The 17017-nt window shown below is 68.4% G+C and carries 16 protein-coding genes and 3 tRNA genes; 13 read left to right on the plus strand and 6 right to left on the minus strand.

Annotated elements, in window-relative coordinates; all coding sequences use genetic code 11:
• Both RMO30_RS08425 and RMO30_RS08430 read left to right on the plus strand, forming a co-directional pair.
• Nucleotides 1–765, plus strand: a 765-nt coding sequence (locus RMO30_RS08425; protein ID WP_309711931.1) for a polyprenyl synthetase family protein, incomplete at its 5' end; no start/stop codon positions are given.
• 50 nt (nucleotides 766–815) lie between these two features.
• The gene (locus RMO30_RS08430) at nucleotides 816–2168 is read left to right on the plus strand and encodes an FAD-dependent oxidoreductase (protein WP_309711933.1); all 1353 of its coding nucleotides are present in this window, start codon (nucleotides 816–818) and stop codon (nucleotides 2166–2168) included.
• 61 nt (nucleotides 2169–2229) lie between these two features.
• Here RMO30_RS08430 and RMO30_RS08435 read toward each other — a convergent pair whose 3' ends face one another.
• Together RMO30_RS08435 and RMO30_RS08440 are read right to left on the minus strand one after the other, a co-directional pair.
• Nucleotides 2230–2826: a hypothetical protein gene (locus tag RMO30_RS08435; RefSeq protein WP_309711936.1), complete on the minus strand. Its 597-nt coding sequence runs from the start codon at nucleotides 2824–2826 to the stop codon at nucleotides 2230–2232.
• An 86-nt stretch (nucleotides 2827–2912) separates the two neighbouring features.
• The gene (locus RMO30_RS08440; protein WP_309711939.1) at nucleotides 2913–4232 is read right to left on the minus strand and encodes a DUF222 domain-containing protein; all 1320 of its coding nucleotides are present in this window, start codon (nucleotides 4230–4232) and stop codon (nucleotides 2913–2915) included.
• Nucleotides 4233–4395: 163 nt separating this feature from the next.
• Between RMO30_RS08440 and RMO30_RS08445 the strand changes: the two genes are divergently transcribed.
• Nucleotides 4396–4950: a hypothetical protein gene (locus RMO30_RS08445; RefSeq protein ID WP_309711942.1), complete on the plus strand. Its 555-nt coding sequence runs from the start codon at nucleotides 4396–4398 to the stop codon at nucleotides 4948–4950.
• Here RMO30_RS08445 and cls read toward each other — a convergent pair whose 3' ends face one another.
• Nucleotides 4951–6411, minus strand: a complete 1461-nt coding sequence (gene cls / locus RMO30_RS08450; protein ID WP_309711945.1) for a cardiolipin synthase — start codon at nucleotides 6409–6411, stop codon at nucleotides 4951–4953.
• Between the two features lie 94 nt (nucleotides 6412–6505).
• Nucleotides 6506–6994 carry a YajQ family cyclic di-GMP-binding protein gene (locus RMO30_RS08455; protein ID WP_309711947.1) on the minus strand — a complete coding sequence of 163 codons (489 nt, stop codon included), beginning with the start codon at nucleotides 6992–6994 and terminating at the stop codon, nucleotides 6506–6508.
• Nucleotides 6995–7046: 52 nt separating this feature from the next.
• On the opposite strand from RMO30_RS08455, the gene RMO30_RS08460 reads away from it, so the two are divergent.
• The 4 genes from RMO30_RS08460 to RMO30_RS08475 all read left to right on the plus strand — a co-directional run bounded on the left by RMO30_RS08460 (nucleotide 7047) and on the right by RMO30_RS08475 (nucleotide 9970).
• Complete coding sequence (locus RMO30_RS08460; protein ID WP_309711951.1) at nucleotides 7047–7790, plus strand: lytic murein transglycosylase; 744 nt, start codon at nucleotides 7047–7049, stop codon at nucleotides 7788–7790.
• Nucleotides 7791–7890: 100 nt separating this feature from the next.
• Nucleotides 7891–7971, plus strand: a tRNA-Tyr gene (locus tag RMO30_RS08465).
• A gap of 23 nt (nucleotides 7972–7994) precedes the next feature.
• Nucleotides 7995–8801 carry an inositol monophosphatase family protein gene (locus RMO30_RS08470; protein ID WP_309711952.1) on the plus strand — a complete coding sequence of 269 codons (807 nt, stop codon included), beginning with the start codon at nucleotides 7995–7997 and terminating at the stop codon, nucleotides 8799–8801.
• Nucleotides 8802–8959: 158 nt separating this feature from the next.
• Nucleotides 8960–9970: a M23 family metallopeptidase gene (locus RMO30_RS08475; protein WP_309711955.1), complete on the plus strand. Its 1011-nt coding sequence runs from the start codon at nucleotides 8960–8962 to the stop codon at nucleotides 9968–9970.
• Nucleotides 9971–9982: 12 nt separating this feature from the next.
• Here the strand turns inward: RMO30_RS08475 and RMO30_RS08480 are convergent, their stop codons facing one another.
• Nucleotides 9983–11608 (minus strand): alpha-amylase family glycosyl hydrolase, encoded by a 1626-nt coding sequence (locus tag RMO30_RS08480; RefSeq protein ID WP_309711958.1) that lies wholly within the window; start codon nucleotides 11606–11608, stop codon nucleotides 9983–9985.
• Nucleotides 11609–11664: 56 nt separating this feature from the next.
• Between RMO30_RS08480 and RMO30_RS08485 the strand changes: the two genes are divergently transcribed.
• The gene (locus tag RMO30_RS08485) at nucleotides 11665–13518 is read left to right on the plus strand and encodes a glycoside hydrolase family 13 protein (protein ID WP_309711961.1); all 1854 of its coding nucleotides are present in this window, start codon (nucleotides 11665–11667) and stop codon (nucleotides 13516–13518) included.
• Here RMO30_RS08485 and RMO30_RS08490 read toward each other — a convergent pair.
• On the minus strand, nucleotides 13515–14213 hold the full coding sequence (locus RMO30_RS08490; protein ID WP_309711964.1) for an alpha/beta hydrolase: 699 nt from the start codon (nucleotides 14211–14213) through the stop codon (nucleotides 13515–13517). The two genes, RMO30_RS08485 and RMO30_RS08490, sit on opposite strands and share 4 nt — an antisense overlap.
• An 82-nt stretch (nucleotides 14214–14295) precedes the next feature.
• Here RMO30_RS08490 and RMO30_RS08495 point away from each other — a divergent pair, with 82 nt between their 5' ends.
• The 5 genes from RMO30_RS08495 to RMO30_RS08515 form a co-directional block, all read left to right on the plus strand.
• Nucleotides 14296–15243 (plus strand): AraC family transcriptional regulator, encoded by a 948-nt coding sequence (locus tag RMO30_RS08495; RefSeq protein ID WP_309711967.1) that lies wholly within the window; start codon nucleotides 14296–14298, stop codon nucleotides 15241–15243.
• 71 nt (nucleotides 15244–15314) lie between these two features.
• Nucleotides 15315–15386: transfer RNA gene (locus tag RMO30_RS08500), tRNA-Thr, on the plus strand.
• Between the two features lie 43 nt (nucleotides 15387–15429).
• Nucleotides 15430–15506: transfer RNA gene (locus RMO30_RS08505), tRNA-Met, on the plus strand.
• 15 nt (nucleotides 15507–15521) lie between these two features.
• Nucleotides 15522–16370 carry a metal-dependent hydrolase gene (locus tag RMO30_RS08510; RefSeq protein WP_309711970.1) on the plus strand — a complete coding sequence of 283 codons (849 nt, stop codon included), beginning with the start codon at nucleotides 15522–15524 and terminating at the stop codon, nucleotides 16368–16370.
• 9 nt (nucleotides 16371–16379) lie between these two features.
• On the plus strand, nucleotides 16380–17017 hold a 638-nt coding region (locus tag RMO30_RS08515; protein WP_309711973.1), incomplete at its 3' end, for an SGNH/GDSL hydrolase family protein.

The raw sequence follows: 17017 nt of genomic DNA on the forward strand, positions 1-17017 counted from the left end.
CACCTCGCGTCGCTGTACCACGACGACGTCATGGACGAGGCGGGGATGCGCCGTGGAGTCCCGAGCGCGCAGACGGTGTGGGGCAACTCGGTGGCGATCCTCACCGGTGATCTGCTGTTCGCGCGGGCGTCGAAACTCATCGCGTCGCTCGGGGATCGGGCGCTCAGCATCCAGGCTTCCACTTTCGAGCGGCTATGCCTCGGCCAGTTGCACGAGACGATCGGACCGCAGGCGGGTGAAGACCCGATCGAGCACTACCTGCAGGTGCTCGCCGACAAGACGGGGTCGCTCATCGCACTCGCCGGGGTGGTCGGCGTGATCTTCTCGGATGCCCCCAAGGAGTACCGCGAACCCGTTGACCTCTTCGGCGAACGCATCGGAGTCGCGTTCCAACTCATCGACGACGTCATCGACCTGTCGAGCGCGGTGGAGCAGACCGGCAAGACGGCCGGCACCGATTTGCGGGCCGGGGTGCCGACCCTTCCGCTGCTCTACTTGCGTCAGCGTGCCGCGGCTGAGCCGGAGGCGGCGGCGCTGCTCGAACGGCTCGAGCGCGACATCGTCGGGTCGACTGACGACGCCATCCACCCGGACTTCGCCGTCGCCGTCGCCGAACTTCGCCGCCACCAGGTGACTGCCGATACACTCGCGGAGGCGAATCGCTGGTCCGACCGGGCGGTGGAGGCTCTCGAGCCCCTCCCCGACGGCCCCGTCAAGAAGGCGCTGACGCGCTTCGCGAAGGCGATCGTCGAGCGTTCGGGCTGACCCCGCCCTCCCGTCTCTCAATACTTCAGCACCAAGAGTGAGGAACCCGGTTGACCAAGCTCCGCCTGGCCATCGTCGGCGCCGGACCCGCCGGCATCTACGCCGCCGACATCCTGCTCAAGCATGACCGGCCGTTCGACGTCTCTATCGACCTGTTCGAGCAGCTCCCGGCGCCCTACGGGCTGGTCCGTTACGGCGTCGCCCCCGACCACCCGCGCATCAAGGGCATCATCACGGCGCTGCGTGACGTACTCGATCGTGGCGACATCCGCATCTTTGGCAACGTCACGTACGGTCGCGACATCACCCTCGACGATCTGAAGAAGCACTACAACGCCGTCATCTTCTCGACTGGTGCGATTCGGGATGCCGACCTCAGCATCCCGGGGATCGACTTGCCGGGCTCGCATGGCGCCGCCGAGTTCGTGTCCTGGTACGACGGGCACCCGGATGTGCCGCGCGATTGGCCGCTCGATGCGTCGAGCGTTGCGGTGGTCGGCAACGGCAACGTCGCGCTCGATGTGGCGCGGATGCTGGCGAAGCACGCCGACGACCTGTTGCCGACCGAGGTGCCGGCGAATGTGTACGACGTGCTGAAGGCGTCGCCGGTGACCGATGTGCACGTCTTCGGACGCCGAGGCCCGACGCAGGTGAAGTTCAGCCCGCTCGAGTTGCGCGAACTGGGTGAGCTGCGGGATGTCGACATGATCGTGCACGAGGAGGACTTCCACTACGACGATGCCGCGCGAGCTGCGATCGAATCGAACAAGCAGATCTTCGTCATCGACAAGGTGTTCACGAAGTGGCGCGAAGAAGAGACCGGGTCGGCGTCGCGGCGCCTGCACCTGCACTTCTACGCGAAGCCGCTCGACGTTGTGGCTGGCCCCGATGGGCGGGTGGCGTCGTTCCGGTACGAGCGAACCGAGCCGGATGGCGCGGGCGGTGTGCGAGGAACGGGTGAGATTCGCGAGGTAGCGATCGGCCAGTTCTATCGGGCTGTCGGTTATTTCGGGTCGGCTCTCGACGGGATTCCGTTCGACGAACGGCGCGGGGTGATTCCGAACCGCGAAGGCCAGGTGCTGGCGACGGACAACGAGATTCTGCCCGGCGTGTACGCCACCGGCTGGATCAAGCGCGGGCCGGTCGGTCTCATCGGCCACACCAAGTCGGATGCGATGGAGACGATCTCGCACGTGGTCAACGATCAGTCGTCGTGGTGGAGCCCGTCTTCGCCGTCGGAGGCCTCGGTCATCGAACTGTTGGAGTCGCGTGGCATCGAGTACACCGACTTGGGCGGCTGGCACAAACTGGACACCCACGAGATCGCCCTAGGCGAGCCTGAGGGTCGTGCACGCGTCAAGGTCGTGCCGCGCGACGAGATGGTGCAGATCTCCCGCGCCTGACCCGTGGGTGCCCACCGCCAGCCAGCCATCTGCTCGAACTGCCACTCGTAGGCCAATTCTCCTAGCCGAGCCCCCACGGATCGAGCGTGCGACCGTCAGCCTGCCCAGTCAGCTCTGGCCGATCGGTCAGCACGCGGCTCGCGAGGACCTCGACCTTCCCGGCAAACCAAGCGCCGGACTTTCGTTCATTGATCCACTGCAAGCCGAGATCGGTGAACTGGTCGAGGTACGGCTCCCAGAGCGCACTCTGCTCGTCTGGCGGAAACTGCACAAGGCGCTCAAGCCCCTGCCGGGAGTCGAGCGTGTAGCCGTGCACCTTGGACTCGAGGCTTAAGAGGAAGTTGTACATCGCCTGTCCAACGGGGCCGTCACCGCTTTCGCCGGTGAAGAGCGCCGGTTGGCGGATTCCAACAGCGATGTTGTGGGCGTGCCAGGCGCGCCCGCTGTCGCGGCCAAGGAGGAACGAGTGGCCCATTTCGTAGGCTTTCTCTACTAGCTCGCGACGTCTGGCCTCAACTGCGGCAGCGACGCGCTCGCGTTGTGCTCGCTTGGCTTCGCCCGGCTTTGAGAGCTGCGCGAGGAGCCACCCAACAAGCGCACCCAGCAGGGTGGGGATGATTCCGGGAAGCAGGCTAAACAGATATGCCCAGAGATCCATTCGCGAATCCTATGGGCGTGGCCCGCGACTGACTGGGCGAACTACCGTCTTCCAGTCCGGGGCAGAGCTCTCCCCCACGCCGCGGTTCAGTGCGTTCGGGCGAGCTGCCGTTGTCGGATGGGGTTCTTGCTGACGAGTCGGAGGGTTCGCCCGTCGGGGGAGGTCATGCTCCACCCGTGGTGACTTCGGCCCGGTGGTCGGTTGATGTGCCAGTGGTTGTTGTGGAGCAGCATGTGGTGGTGTCGGCACAGCAACACCCCGTCTTGGATGTCGGTGCGGCCGCCGTGTGACCAGTGGGTGGCGTGGTGGGCTTCGGTCCAGGAGGGTGGTCGGTCGCAGGTTTCGACGGCGCAGCCGCCCCAGATTGCGGCGAGGGCGACGCGCTGGCGTTCGGTGAAGAGTCGCTGGGTGCGGCCGACGTCGATGGTGCCGTCGGAGTGGAAGACGATGGTTTGACTTCCGCCCGCGCAGGCGAGCCCTTCGGCGGTGGCGATGGAGATGGCGGCGGTTTGCCCTTCGAGAGTGGCGGCACCTTCACCCGAAGCGAGGTCGCGCGAGTCGACATGTACTCGTACGGCGGGTTTCCTGACCCCGAACACGCGGCCCTGATCGGCGGCGCCGGCGATGCGGATCATCTCGACGAGCGCGTCGACGGCGATCTGTTCGGTTGCGCGGGGGTCTTTCTCGAGCGCGTCGACGCGGGCGAGTTCGGTGGGGTCGACGAACCGGGGCCCGCCGCGGCGCGGTGCGGTGACGCAGTCGATCGCGTCGGTGACCAGGGCCGCCTGTACAGGGTCGAGGAGACCGAAGATGCGCGTCATCCCATCCGGCTGCGGGGTGAGGCGCAGGAACCGCTTCTCCCGCAACAACGCCTCCCGATCGGCAACCCCGGCGGCGTCCAACTCGTCCCGCACTTCCCGCGCCCGGCGGGCAACCTTCTCGGGCGGCAGGCCGGCAGTCTCGACCAGGAGTCGGTCGGCGGCGTCGAGCAGGTCGTCGGCCGCCACCGAGGCCGACGGTGCGCCGAGCCCGGTGCTGATCGCCGCCGCGGCACCGATCGAAACCTCACCGCTATCGACACCCGCCGCGACCCCCGACAGCCACGGTGGGGGAGCATCCAACAGCTTGCCGACGGTGACGAGCTGCCGCGCCTCGACCCCCGACGCTCCAGTGACGCGGGCGACAAACCCGTCTGCGGTGCGATCCCCGGTGCGCTGCGCCAACCCCGAGTACCCGAGCTCACGATCCGACCGTCGCTCCACTTCACCCGCGAGCAGGGCGGTGCACGCATCAACTCGCCGCTTCGCCGTCGCGACCACGCCGAGCAGTCGCTCCAGCTCGGCGTCGGAGGCGCGCGCTAGACCGGAGAGCTCGGGGAGCTCGATCACGGTTGCGGCGGAAGGCACGATTCATCCAGTCAGAGAAAGATACGAAGCAAGTGTGGCGTTCGCGACCATTCTATCGAAGACCAGTACGCTACGCAACGACTTTCCACGTACGCCGACGGGAGTAGGCGCCGCATCCCCCCGCTGTACGCGGCGACCACCCGCGAGCGGCCACAATCGGAGCATGACCTCTCGCCGCATCCTGCCGCTTCTCGCGCTCCCGCTCGCTGCAACGGTGCTCCTTGCCGGCTGCAGCACCACCTTCCGCCCCGACCGTCTCGACACCGACCCGTCGACGTCGGCAGACGACTTGATGGCCGTGCCGACCGACTGTGCGCTGCTCGTGCCGAGTGCCGCCGACCGCGGATTTGCTCAGGTGATCGTCGACCCGCAGTACGAGGACGACTCCGACCTGGAGGGCATCCAGCAGGCGGGTGGCACGGTGTGCTTCTTCGCCGACCCTGCCGCCGGAACGGTCTATCACGTGGGCGTGCAACTCATTCAGGGCAACGAGGCCGAACGCAAGGAACGGCGCTGGGAACGCGACGGCCTCCTCGCCGTCGACGGCGTCGGGGATGTCGCGTTCTACACCGCCATCTCGAACGAGGTGAACGGCGACTCCTCCTCCGAGTTGCGCGTGCTCACCGGCGACTACTACGTGCAGGTCGGCGCGGCACCCTCAGCGGATGTCGCATCCCTCACGCCCTTCGCGACTGACGCGGTCGCCGCGCTGGGGTAGCTACTGCACCGCAGCGGTCAGCCGCGCGAGGTTGTCGAGAACGCGCACGCGCACGGGGCGGGCCAACCACTCCTCGAGGGTGAGCTCCCGGGACATGGCGCGGTTGGCATCCTCAATCGCCCGCAGCTCGCGCAAGAACTCTTCGCCGCGCACCATCACCGAGATTTCGAGGTCGAGGCTGAACGAGCGCATGTCCATGTTGCTGGAGCCGATGACCGAGATCTGGTCGTCGATCGTCAGATGCTTGGCGTGCAAGATGGTCGGTCCGGCGTAGAGCCAGATCTTCACCCCGGCGCGCAACAGCGCTTCGTAGTAGGACCGCTGCGCGTGGAAGACGAGGAACTGGTCGCCGATCTCTGAGACGAACAGTTCTACGTCAAGACCCGACTGCGCGGCGGTGGTGATCGCGTAGAGCATCGAGTCGTCGGGCACGAAGTAGGGCGAGGTGAGCACGACACGTTTCTGCGCGGCGTAGACGAGCGAGTTGAACAGCCGGAGGTTGTTCTCGCCGTCGAATCCGGGACCCGACGGAACGACCTGGCAGTCGAGGTCGCCCGCGCCGGTGGTGCGTGCGGGGGCCGCTTCGCGTTCGAGCAGCTCCCCGGTCTCGGAGTACCAGTCGGTGACGAACAGCGCGTCGATGCCGGCGACCACCGGACCCTCGAAGCGCGCCATGTAGTCCTTCCAGCGCAACCCTCGTCGATGGTTGCGGCGACGCTGGTAGCCGGGTTCGATGACGTTCTGCGAGCCGGTGAAGGCGACCGCGCCGTCGATGACGAGCAGCTTGCGGTGGTTGCGCAGGTCGGGGCGCTGGAACTGGGCGCGCGACGGGCGGAACGGCAGCATCCGCCTCCATTGGATGCCCATCTTGTTGAGCCGCTTCACCGTGCGGCGATAGCCCGGGTATTGCGCGTTGCCGAGGTGGTCGAGCAGCACGCGGACGATCACGCCGCGGCCGTGCGCCTCTTCGAGGGCGTCGAAGAAGTCGGCGGTCGCGTCATCGAGGAGGAGGATGTAGAACTCGCAGTGCACGGTCTTCTTGGCGGCCCGAATCGCGGCGGTCATCTGCGCGAGCGACTCGGTGTTGTTATTCCACATCTCGGCACTGTTGCCGCCGACGAGCGGCATCGATCCGAGGGTGCGGTTCAGTTCGACGATCGGCTCGAGCCACGGCGGCCACGGCGGGTCGCGCTTCACCAGATCGAAACCTTCGGTGGTGTCGAGAATGTACTCGTTGATCTCACGCTGCTTGCGGCGCCGGGCGCGCGGCAGGCGGGCGCGACCGAGGATCAGGAACAGGATGATGCCGACGTAGGGCAGGAACCAGATCGCCAACAACCAGGCGAGCGCCGTCTGTGGGCGGCGGTTCTTCGGTACGAAGATGAGGGCCAGGATGCGGGCCGTGACGTCGACCGCCACGGCGATGATGACGACGACGGCGAGAAACGTCCCGGAGTCCATGCGCACAGTCTGTCAGCGGCGAGTTGCCGCGGGGACGGTCACCGTTATCCCAAATGGGTCACTCGAAGACGTGAGTTATCCCAAATGGGATATCTCACCGGAAGTTGAGGAACTGCAGGGCGATGTCGAGGTCTTTTCCCTTGAGCAGCGCGATGGTCGCCTGAAGGTCGTCGCGACTCTTCGACTGCACGCGCAGCTCGTCACCCTGGATCTGACTCTTGATCGTCTTCGGGGCTTCGTCGCGGATGATCTTCGCGATCTTCTTCGCGTCTTCGCTCGAGATGCCCTGCTTGATGGCGGCTTCGATGCGGTACTCCTTGCCGCTGGGGAACGGTTTGCCGGCATCCAGTGACCGCAGCGAGATGCCCCTCTTGATGAGCTTCTGTTCGAAGACTTCGAGCACCGCTTTGACACGCTCTTCGGCGTTGGCCTTCATGAGGATCTTCTCGCCCGAAATTTCGAGCGACGCGTCGACGCCTTTGAAGTCGTAGCGCTGCTGAATCTCTTTCTGCGCCATGCCGAGGGCGTTCTGCACCTCCATGCTGTCGACCTTGCTGACGATGTCGAACGAGGAATCTGCCATGCCGCCATGGTAGAACGTGTCGATGCGCGCGGCTCCCCGAACGATTCTCATCGTGGCCGCCGTGGTCGTGGCACTCGCCCTCGTCGTTGCGGCGGTTCTGGTTTTCCTCGCCCCACGCGAGCCCGGGATGCCGGGGCTCAGCCCGGTGATCGAAGAGCCGGCGCCGACGTGGGCACCGCCCGCCGCCGCGCCCGTCGCCGCGGCAACCCCCGCGGTGGGAAACGCCGGCCTGGTGGATGCCGACTGGCTTGCGTCGACGAGCGCTGCGACCGGCATCCCGGAGCGGGCGCTCGGAGCCTACGTCGGAGCGGCCCTCGCGAAGGCCGCGTCGATGCCCGAGTGCGGCCTCTCCTGGAACACGATCGCGGGCATCGGCGCCACCGAGAGCGACCACGGGCGACACGGCGGATCGGAAGTCGGCTCCGACGGCACCGTGTCTCCGCCGATCTACGGGGTACCCCTCGCGGGCGGCGAAGGGATTGAGCACATCCCCGACTCCGACGGAGGCGCCCTCGACGGTGACAGCGAGTTCGACCGCGCGGTGGGGCCGTTCCAGCTGATCCCGCAGACCTGGCGCAACTGGCACACCGACGCCAGCGGCGACGGGGTCGAGGATCCGCACAACATCGACGACGCCGCGATGGCGACCGCCAACTACCTCTGTCGGGTGAGCATCGGCATCGACACCGAGCAGGGCTGGATCGCCGCGGTGTCGGGATTCAACTCCCCGCAGTCCTACCGCGACACCGTCGCTCGTTATGCCGTGCGCTACGCGGAGGCAACCTCCGCGGGTTGAGTAGCGCCCGGCGAAGCCGGACGCGTATCGAAACCCTCGTCGCACGCGGTGACGGCGGCCCGTGCGGAGCGGGTATCCTTGTCGAGCGCTTCGGCGCAACGGCGAGTTACCCAAGCGGCCAAAGGGATCTGACTGTAAATCAGACTCGTAAGATTCGGGGGTTCGAATCCCTCACTCGCCACCCACTTCACCTGATCGGCTCTGATGTCCGAACTGCTTGACCTTGCCCGTACGATCGCTCTCGAAGCGGGGGAGCTGGCCGCACGCCGCCGCCGCGAAGGCGTCGAGGTCGCCGCGACGAAGTCGTCGGTCGTGGATGTCGTCACCGAAGCCGACCGTGAGGTCGAGCGACTCGTGCTCGGGCGACTGCAGGATGCCCGCCCCGCCGACGGGGTGCTCGGCGAGGAGGGCGCGTCGGTCGCCGGGTCGAGCGGACTCACCTGGGTCGTCGATCCGATCGACGGCACCGTCAACTACCTCTACGGCATCCCGCACTACGCGGTCAGCATCGCGCTTGTCGAGGGTGAACCCGATCCGCTCACCTGGCGGGCGCTCGCCGGCGTCGTGCTCAACCCGGCGACCGGGGAGATCTTCACCGCCGAAGCCGATGGGGGCGCCTTCTGCGGTGACCGCCGCATCCACGTCGGTGAGCCCACGCCGCTGAATCTCGCCCTCATCGCCACCGGGTTCGCCTACAAGGCCGAGACAAGGGCATTCCAAGGGGATGTCGTCGCCCGTCTCCTCTCCCAGGTGCGGGACATCCGGCGGCAGGGCACGGCATCCCTCGATCTGTGCTTCGTCGCCGACGGGCGTTACGACGCGTACTTCGAGCGCACCCTGAGCCCGTGGGACCACGCGGCCGGCGCCCTCATCGCCCGCGAAGCCGGTGCGCGGGTCACCGGGATGCGTGGCGCGGCGCCGAGTCGCGACCTCATCCTCGTGGCGGAACCCTCCGTGGCCGAGCGCCTCGAGACGCTCCTCGATGAGCTGGGCGCCTTCGACGCGTTCTGATTACACCCGTGTGACGCATTCCTGAGAATCGGCAGAGCGAGTGGCCAGACCGTTGCCGATTCGTTACCCTGGGGGAGTTCGTCCGGCGTATACCCCACGCCGCCATCCCGAAAGCTCGGTCGCGTTGGTTGCCGACCGCACTCCAGGAGTCCTGCCGTATGACCGTTCCCGAGGAACGCGAGAACGACCCGTTGGTTCTCGACCTCCTCGGTTTCGGCACCCCTGCGCGACTCGAACCGTTTTCCGCGCCCGCCGAACCGGCGCCGACGCTCTCGCCATCGCGGGAGCTCGTGTCGGCTCCGTTGACCCGGCGTGAGTTGCGGGAACGTGAACGCTCCGTCGAGGTCGCCACTCCGATCGAGTCACGTCGCGGAGCCCCGTCGTCGAAGCCCTCATCGAAGCCACGCTCGATGCCGCGCCGCACCGCCAAGAACACCACTCGTCGCGACGCCGTGCGGGTCGCCGGGGCGAAGAAGAAGTCGCTCGGCAAGCGCCTCCTCTCCTTTGGGGCGATGCTCTTCGCCGGGGCGCTCGCCTTTGGCATGACGGTGCCGGCCAACGCATTCGACACCAGCTCCGACGACGCCGTGCTCGCTGACTCGCTCGCCATGGAGGCACAGACGGTCGAGGTCGACCCCACGCTCGTGTCGTTCGCCGAACGCGACGCCTGGAGCGTCACCTCGTGGGCCGAGATGCTGCGCCTGCGTTACGGCAACCGCAGCTTCGACTACACCGTCGGCACCGGTCCGATTCGCTGGCCCTTCCCGTACGCCGTGCCGATCTCGAGCGGGTTCGGCGATCGTGCCGCCCCCTGCCGCGGCTGTTCGACCGCTCACTCCGGCATCGACTTCAACCCCGGCTACGGCGCTGCGATTTTCGCGATCGCCGACGGCGTCGTCGTCGAGGCGTCGGGCGGTGGCTCGAGCTGGGGAACCTACGCCGTCATCCAGCACCAGATCGACGGCCAGACCGTCTTCAGCGGATACGCGCACATGGTGGGCGGTTCGACTCCGCTCGTGGTCGGCCAGGAAATCAAGGTCGGCGACTTCGTGGGTCTCGTCGGTGCGACCGGCCAGTCGACGGGCGCGCACCTGCATTTCACGATCTCGATCGGCGAGCGCATGCAGTACGTCGACCCGTACACCTACCTCAAGACCTACGCGAGCTGACCCGCTCGGGCGTCAGTCCGCGCGTAGCCAGACGGTCGTGTCGCCCGGCAGTTCGCCGTCGCTGACGGGGCCGCTCGCGACGACGACATCGCCAACGGGCAGGGGGACAGGGGTGGTGCCGGTGTTCGAGACGATGGTGAGGCCGCCGTTGCGGAGAGCAATCACGTCGGGGCCGGCATCCAGCCATTCGATTTCGCCCGCGCCGAGCCCGTGCTCTCGTCGCGCCGCGAGTGCGGTGCGGTAGAACTCGAGCGTCGAGTCGGGGATGCCGCGCTGCGTGTCGCGGGCGTGTGAGCCCCAGCCGGCGGGCTGCGGCAACCAGGAGGATCCGGTCGGGCTGAACCCGGCGGCGGGGGCATCCGCTTCCCACGGGATCGGCACGCGGCAGCCGTCGCGCCCGTAGTGGCGGCCTTCGGTGCGGATGAAGGTCGGGTCCTGTCGCGCGGTGTCGGGCAGGTCGACGACTTCGGGAAGCCCGAGTTCCTCACCCTGGTAGAGGTACGAAGAACCCGGAAGGGCGAGCATGAACGCCGTCGCCGCGCGACCGCGACGCAGCCCCGAGGCCTCGTCGACGCGCGGGGAGCGCGGCCCGATGCCTTCGCCTTGCGGCGGCGGGGGGGTGAGCGTCAGACGCGTGGGATGCCGGATGACGTCGTGGTTGGAGAGCACCCAGGTGCTCGGTGCCCCGACCCCGCCGAACGCGGCAAGCGACTCGTCGACGACCGCGCGGAGGGCGACGGCATCCCACGGCGCCTCGAGGTAGCCGAAGTTGAAGGTCTGGTGCATCTCGTCGGGCCGCACCCATTGCGCCATGCGCCGCAGCGGGAGCACCCACGCCTCGCCGATGAGCACGCGCTCGCCGTCATACTCCTCAAGCACCCGTCGCCACTCGCGGTACACCTCGTGTACTCCGTCCTGACCCCAGTAGGGCGCGAGTTCCGCGTCACCGCCCATGCTGCCTCCGGCCGGGGGCTCGTAGTCGGGCAGCCCGTCGGCTTTCACCAACCCGTGCGCGACATCCACCCGGAAGCCGTCGACGCCGCGGTCGAGCCAGAATCGCAGCACCTCGCGGAACCGGTCGTGCACCCACGGATTCGACCAGTCGAAGTCGGGCTGGCTGGAGTCGAAGATGTGCAGGTACCACGGGCCGGGGGTGCCGTCGGCTTCGGTGATGCGGGTCCACGCGGGCCCGCCGAACACCGACTGCCAGTTGTTCGGCGGCAGGGTGCCGCCCTTTCCGACGCCGGCACGGAACACGTACCGGTCACGTTCGGGCGATCCCGGTCCGGCGGCGAGAGCCTCGCGGAACCACGGGTGCTCGTTCGAGGAGTGGTTGGGCACGAGGTCGACGACGAGGCGGATGCCGCGCTCGTGCGCCGCGGCAAGGAGCGCGTCGAAGTCGGCGAGCGTGCCGAACAGCGGGTCGACATCACAGTAGTCCGCAACGTCGTAGCCGGCGTCGCGCTGCGGCGACGTCATGAACGGCGAGAGCCAGATCGCATCGATGCCCAGTTCGACGAGTGCGTCAAGCCGGGACGTGATTCCCGGCAGGTCGCCGACGCCGTCGCCGTTGGAATCGGCGAACGATCGCGGGTACACCTGGTAGATGATTGCCGTACGCCACCAGTGTTCGCTCATCCCTCGACCCTAAGGCCGGTCACGTCGTCGAAACATCGCCGGGGTAGCGTGCACGCGTGACGATCGAGACGACGGCCCCGACGTTCGCCGCCGAGCCGCACCACGACGGCTCGGCTCTTTACGTGTCGAATCTTGACCCCGCGCTCGGCGACGTCGTGCAGGTGCGGGTGCGCATCCCCGAGTCGTGGGACGTGGTCGGGGTTCGCGCGAGGGTGCGACCCGACGGTGAAGCCTCGTACGCCGAGGCGACCCGCATCGCGTCGATGTCCGGCGTCGACTGGTGGGAGGCGTCGCTCACGGTCGAGAACCCCGTGCATCCGTACCGGTTCCGCATCGACCTCGACGGCGGTTCGGTGCGCTGGCTGAACGCGAGCGGGCTCCACCGCCAAGACCCCCGGGATGTCGACGACTTCCGTCTCGTCGCGGGTAACCCGCCGCCCGCCTGGTCGGCGCCCGCGGTGCTCTACCAGGTGTTCCCCGACCGGTTCGCGCGCTCCGCGGCGGCTGATGCCCGCGAGGCACCTGCGTGGGCCGAGCCCGCAGAGTGGGGCGACCCGGTCGACGGCGACCGCCAGCACACCGCAGCGCAGTTCTACGGCGGCGACCTCGCCGGGGTCGAGGAGCGGCTCGACCACATCCAGGGTCTCGGCGCGACGCTGCTGTACCTGACGCCGGTGTTCCCCGCCCGGTCGAATCACCGCTACGACGCGCTCTCGTTCGACCACGTCGATCCTCTGCTCGGCGGCGACGAGGCCCTCGTGTCGCTCGTCGAAGCAGCTCACTCCCGCGGCTTGCAGGTGATCGGCGACCTCACCACCAACCACTGCGGGGATGCGCATGAGTGGTTCCGCGCGGCGTACGGCAACCCGGGCGCTCCCGAGAGCGAGTTTTTCCTGTGGCTCGACGACGCCCAAACCTCATACGTGTCATGGCTCGGGGTGCGGAGCCTGCCGAAGTTCAACTGGGCCTCCGCCGAGCTGCGCCGTCGGTTCATCGAGGGACCCGACTCGGTTGTCGCTCGCTACCTCCGCCCGCCGTTCGCCTTCGACGGCTGGCGCATCGACGTCGCCAACATGACGGGGCGCTACCGCGACCAGGATCTCAACACCGAGGTGCGCCGCATCATCCGCCGCACGATGACCGAAGTGAACCCCGATACCTTGCTACTCGGCGAGTTCACCGGGGATGCCGCCGCCGACTTCCCGGGCGACGCCTGGCACGGCGCGATGACGTATGCGAACTTCACCCGGCCGGTCTGGAACTGGCTGCGCACCCCCGGCAGCGGCGCCGGCGGCGGGCTGTACATGATCGTCGGCGAGACGCAGGACTGGAACGGAGCGGAAGCCGTCGCCTCTCACCGCGAGTTCGCCGCCGCCTTCCCGTGGCGCGTTCGCACCCGCACGATGAACGCCCTCGACACCCACGACATCCCGCGCTTCGTGAACGACGCCCGACCCGGAACCGTGCCGGTCGCAGTCGGCCTCGCGATGACGATGCCCGGCATCCCGGCGGTGTGGGCGGGCGACGAGTTCGGCCTCACCGGTATCGACGGGGAAGACTCCCGCACGCCCCTCCCGTGGGACGAGCTGGATGCCGCTTCCGATCGCATCGCGCTCTACCGGCGCCTTGCCGGGTTGCGGGCCGAGCACCCGGCGCTCGCCGACGGGGGGCTGCGCTGGCTGCACGCCTCGGCGGAACTGATCGCGTTCGCCCGAGAGTCGGTCGACGAAGTGCTGGTCATCGTCGCGGCGCGGTCGGCGGCTAGCGCCGAGCTGGGTCTCGGCGCTGCAGAGCTGGTCGTCGCCGAGGGTGAGATCTCGGTCGCCGGCGGCGTCGTCACCACCGGGGGCGCCGCGTTCGGCGTGTGGTCGCTCGGCTCCGCCGACGCCCCCGAGTGGGATGTGGGTTAGCGCCCTGCCGCATCGATGATGGCGGCGGTCGCCTCCGGCTGAGACAGGAACGGCGAGTGGCCGGTGTCGAACCGGTGCACCGTCGAACCAGCGCGGCCCGATAGTGCCTCCTGCGCGAACAGCGGGAAGATCGCGTCGCGTTCGGTGATGACGTAGGTCGACGGGATCGCCTTCCAGGCGACTTCGGTCACGACGTCGCTGAACGGCTTCGTGGCTTGAGAGAGCAGCTTGGCCACGTTCGCCGCCGCCACATCGGCTGGCAGGTCGTTGAAGAACAGGCTCTCCGCCGGTTCGGCCGGGTTGCCGGCGGTCGTGAGTGCACCGTCGATCATCCACCAGGTCGGAGGTACGCCGCCGACGGCACCGAGCAGCGACTCGCCCGCGTCGAGGGCGAAGGCCGCGATGTAGACGACGTGCGCGACGTTCGCGGCACCGGCGAGTCCCTGGGTGGTGGGCACGCCGCCGTAAGAGTGCGCGACGACCACGACCGGGCCGTCGATCGCGTCCACGGCATCCCGAACTGCTTTCGCGTCGTCGGCGAGATCGAGCTGGGCCTTGTTCGGCGCATGCACGGTCGGCAGGTCGATCGCGACGACCGTGCGGCCCTTCGCCTCGAGCAGCGCGCGGACGGCATCCCAGCACCAGGCGCCATGCCAGGCGCCGTGGACGAGCAGGATGGTGGGGGTATTCGACATGGCTCCTCCTTGAGCGGGTGATGCTTCGTGGGCAGGATAGGAAGCGTTGGGGATCCCGATCCCTGGCCGGAGGCGAAGATCGATGACGATGAGCGAAGCGGCAAGCGGCGCGGTGCACGCGCGCACCACCGACGTGCCCGAAGCGGAGCGATTCGACTACTTTCGGGATGCCCTGAGCGACGTGTACCTCGGTATCCGCACCGAATGGTCGGGCACGGGAGTCTTCGACGCGGAGTTCGACTCCTATCGCGTCGATGGCGACGTGCTCGCGCACATGTGGGCGCCGGGGCACGTGGGTCGCCGCGGGTCGGCGCTCGTGAGGCAGCGCCCCGATGAAGCCGTCTACCTGAACCTCAGCACCTCGGGTGCTCACGCGGTGAGCCACGTCGATCGCACCTGGCAGCTCGGTCGGGGCATGCCGATCCTGCTCGACAGCGAGTCACCGTTCGTCGTCGACTTCGCCGACCGAGCCCGCTTCCGGCTGTTCTCGCTGCGCATCGAGAAGCGTGATGGATTCGAACCGACCCGTCGTGACGTGCTGCGCATCAACGAACAGCTCGCCCGCACCACCACCGGGCGGGCCCTGGCGACCCAGGCCCGGCTGATGTGCGCCGAGATCGAGGCCGGTCGCCCCGAGGTCGCGGCGGCGATGGCCGCTCCAGTACGCGCTCTGCTCGGGGTGCTCGCCGGCTCCACCGTCGAGGCCGGACGCCGCCTCGACGATCTCAAAGCGGTCGCGCGGGCCCGACTCGCCGACCCCGACCTCAGGGCCGACGACGTGGGCCTCGCGTTCGGCGTCAGCGCCCGCACCGTGCAGTCGGTGTTCAGCGCCGCCGGTGAAACCTTCGCGACCTGGTTGCTCGCTGAGCGACTCGACCTCGCACACGAGCGGCTCGCGTCGCCAGCCTGGCGGATGCGCAGCGTCGCGACGATCGCGGCGGCCTGCGGGTTCCGCGATTCGACCCACTTCCACCGCGCCTTCCGCGCGCGATTCGGGATGACGCCGGGCGAACTGCGCCCCAGTCGGTAGGGGCCACTTCCGGTCGAACGCCGGGCGGCCGGATGCTAAAGTCTCCTGGTGCCTCGGCTCGTTCGAGGCGTGCCCCGATAGCTCAGTGGTAGAGCACTTCCATGGTAAGGAAGGGGTCGTCAGTTCAATCCTGACTCGGGGCTCGGCGTTTCCGTCGGTGCCCACGCGGCGGGGGAAACTGCCCTTGGCTGAGTAGCTCAGTTGGTTAGAGCGCACGACTCATAATCGTGAGGTCGCGGGATCGTGCCCCGCCTCAGCTACCAACGAAAGAACTCCGGATGATCTCTTCCGACACGATCGTCGACTACCCCGCCGGGGCGACCTCGTCGCGCGGCGTGGTGCTCGCGACGCTTCCGCTCGCCGACGGGCTCGGGGTCGTACTCGACCGCACCGCATTTCATGCCGTCGATGCGGGCTGGCCCGACCAGCCCGCCGATCGCGGCACGCTCGCCGGGCATCGCGTGCTCGACGCGATCGTGGGGGCGACCGATGGGGGCGAGATCCGGATCGGCAGCGACATCCCGGTGCGCACCGGCACCGAGGGGTGGTCGTTCGTCGTCGTGCACGTTCTGGCAGCCGACACGCCCGTCGCGGTAGGTGACGAGGTCGAGGTGACCGTCGACGAGGGTTACCGGCAGGCGCTCTCTGCGGGGCACACCGCCTGCCACCTCGCGTCGCTCGCGCTCGACGCCGCGCTCGACGGTGCATGGACCAAAGAGGTCCCGCTCGACACTCTCGGCGCTCCCGGATTCGACGCTCTCGCCTGCGCGTCGTCGCGCATCCACGAACACGGCTCGACCGACGTCTACCGCGTCGGCAAGTCGCTGCGCCGCAAAGGGTTCGACACCACGGCGCTCGACAACCTCGACGCGCTAGCGGACGCCACGAACGCCCGACTCGCCGAGTGGGTCGCGACGCGCGCCGGCATCCGCATCGACCGCGACGGTGACGGCCTCGGTGACCGCCGCCGCTGGGTGTGCGAGTTGCCCGGCGGAGAGGCCGTCATCCCGTGCGGCGGAACCCATCTCACGTCGATTGGCGAGCTCGCCGCCGTGCGGGTCGCGCTCGCACGCGAAGACGTCGAGGGCGGCATCGCCTTCACGATGACCACAACCGCACAGGCTTAGGGTCGTCGGGTGGGCTCTGTGCGGTACGTCGCGATCGGCGACTCCTTCACCGAGGGCGTCGGCGACGAACCGGCGCCGGGCGTCGTGCGCGGCTGGGCCGACCTCGTTGCGCAGGGCTGGGCGGATGCCACGAGCAGCTCGATCGAGTACGCCAACCTCGCGATCCGCGGCAAACTCGCGTGGCCGATCATCCACGAGCAGCTCGAGCCCGCGCTCGCCCTGAAGCCAACCCACCTGTCGTTCAACGGCGGGGGTAACGACATGCTGCGGCCCCGCACGCCGCTCGCCCGCATCGCGGATGCCTTCGGGCAGGTGCTGAAACGCTGCGACGAGGAGGGCGTCACGTTCATCCTGTTGAGCGGCGGCAACCCGTCACGCCAGTTGCCGCTCGGCGCGCTCGTGCAGCGTCGCGGCGATCAGCTGACGCGCATTGTCGCCGCCCGGCTGGAGGGGAGGGATGACGTCATCCGCGCCCTCAACTGGCCGGATCGCGACCTCGCCACGCCCGCCTTCTGGGCTGCCGACCGCCTCCACCTCAACTCACGCGGGCACCACCGCGTCGCGGCTCGGGTGCTCACGGCGCTCGACCTGCGGCCGCCGGCGGCGTGGTGGAATCACACCGAGCTGGCCGAGCCCGCCCGCCTGGG

The organism is Pseudolysinimonas sp. (assembly GCF_031389465.1).
GTDB lineage: Bacteria > Actinomycetota > Actinomycetes > Actinomycetales > Microbacteriaceae > Pseudolysinimonas_A.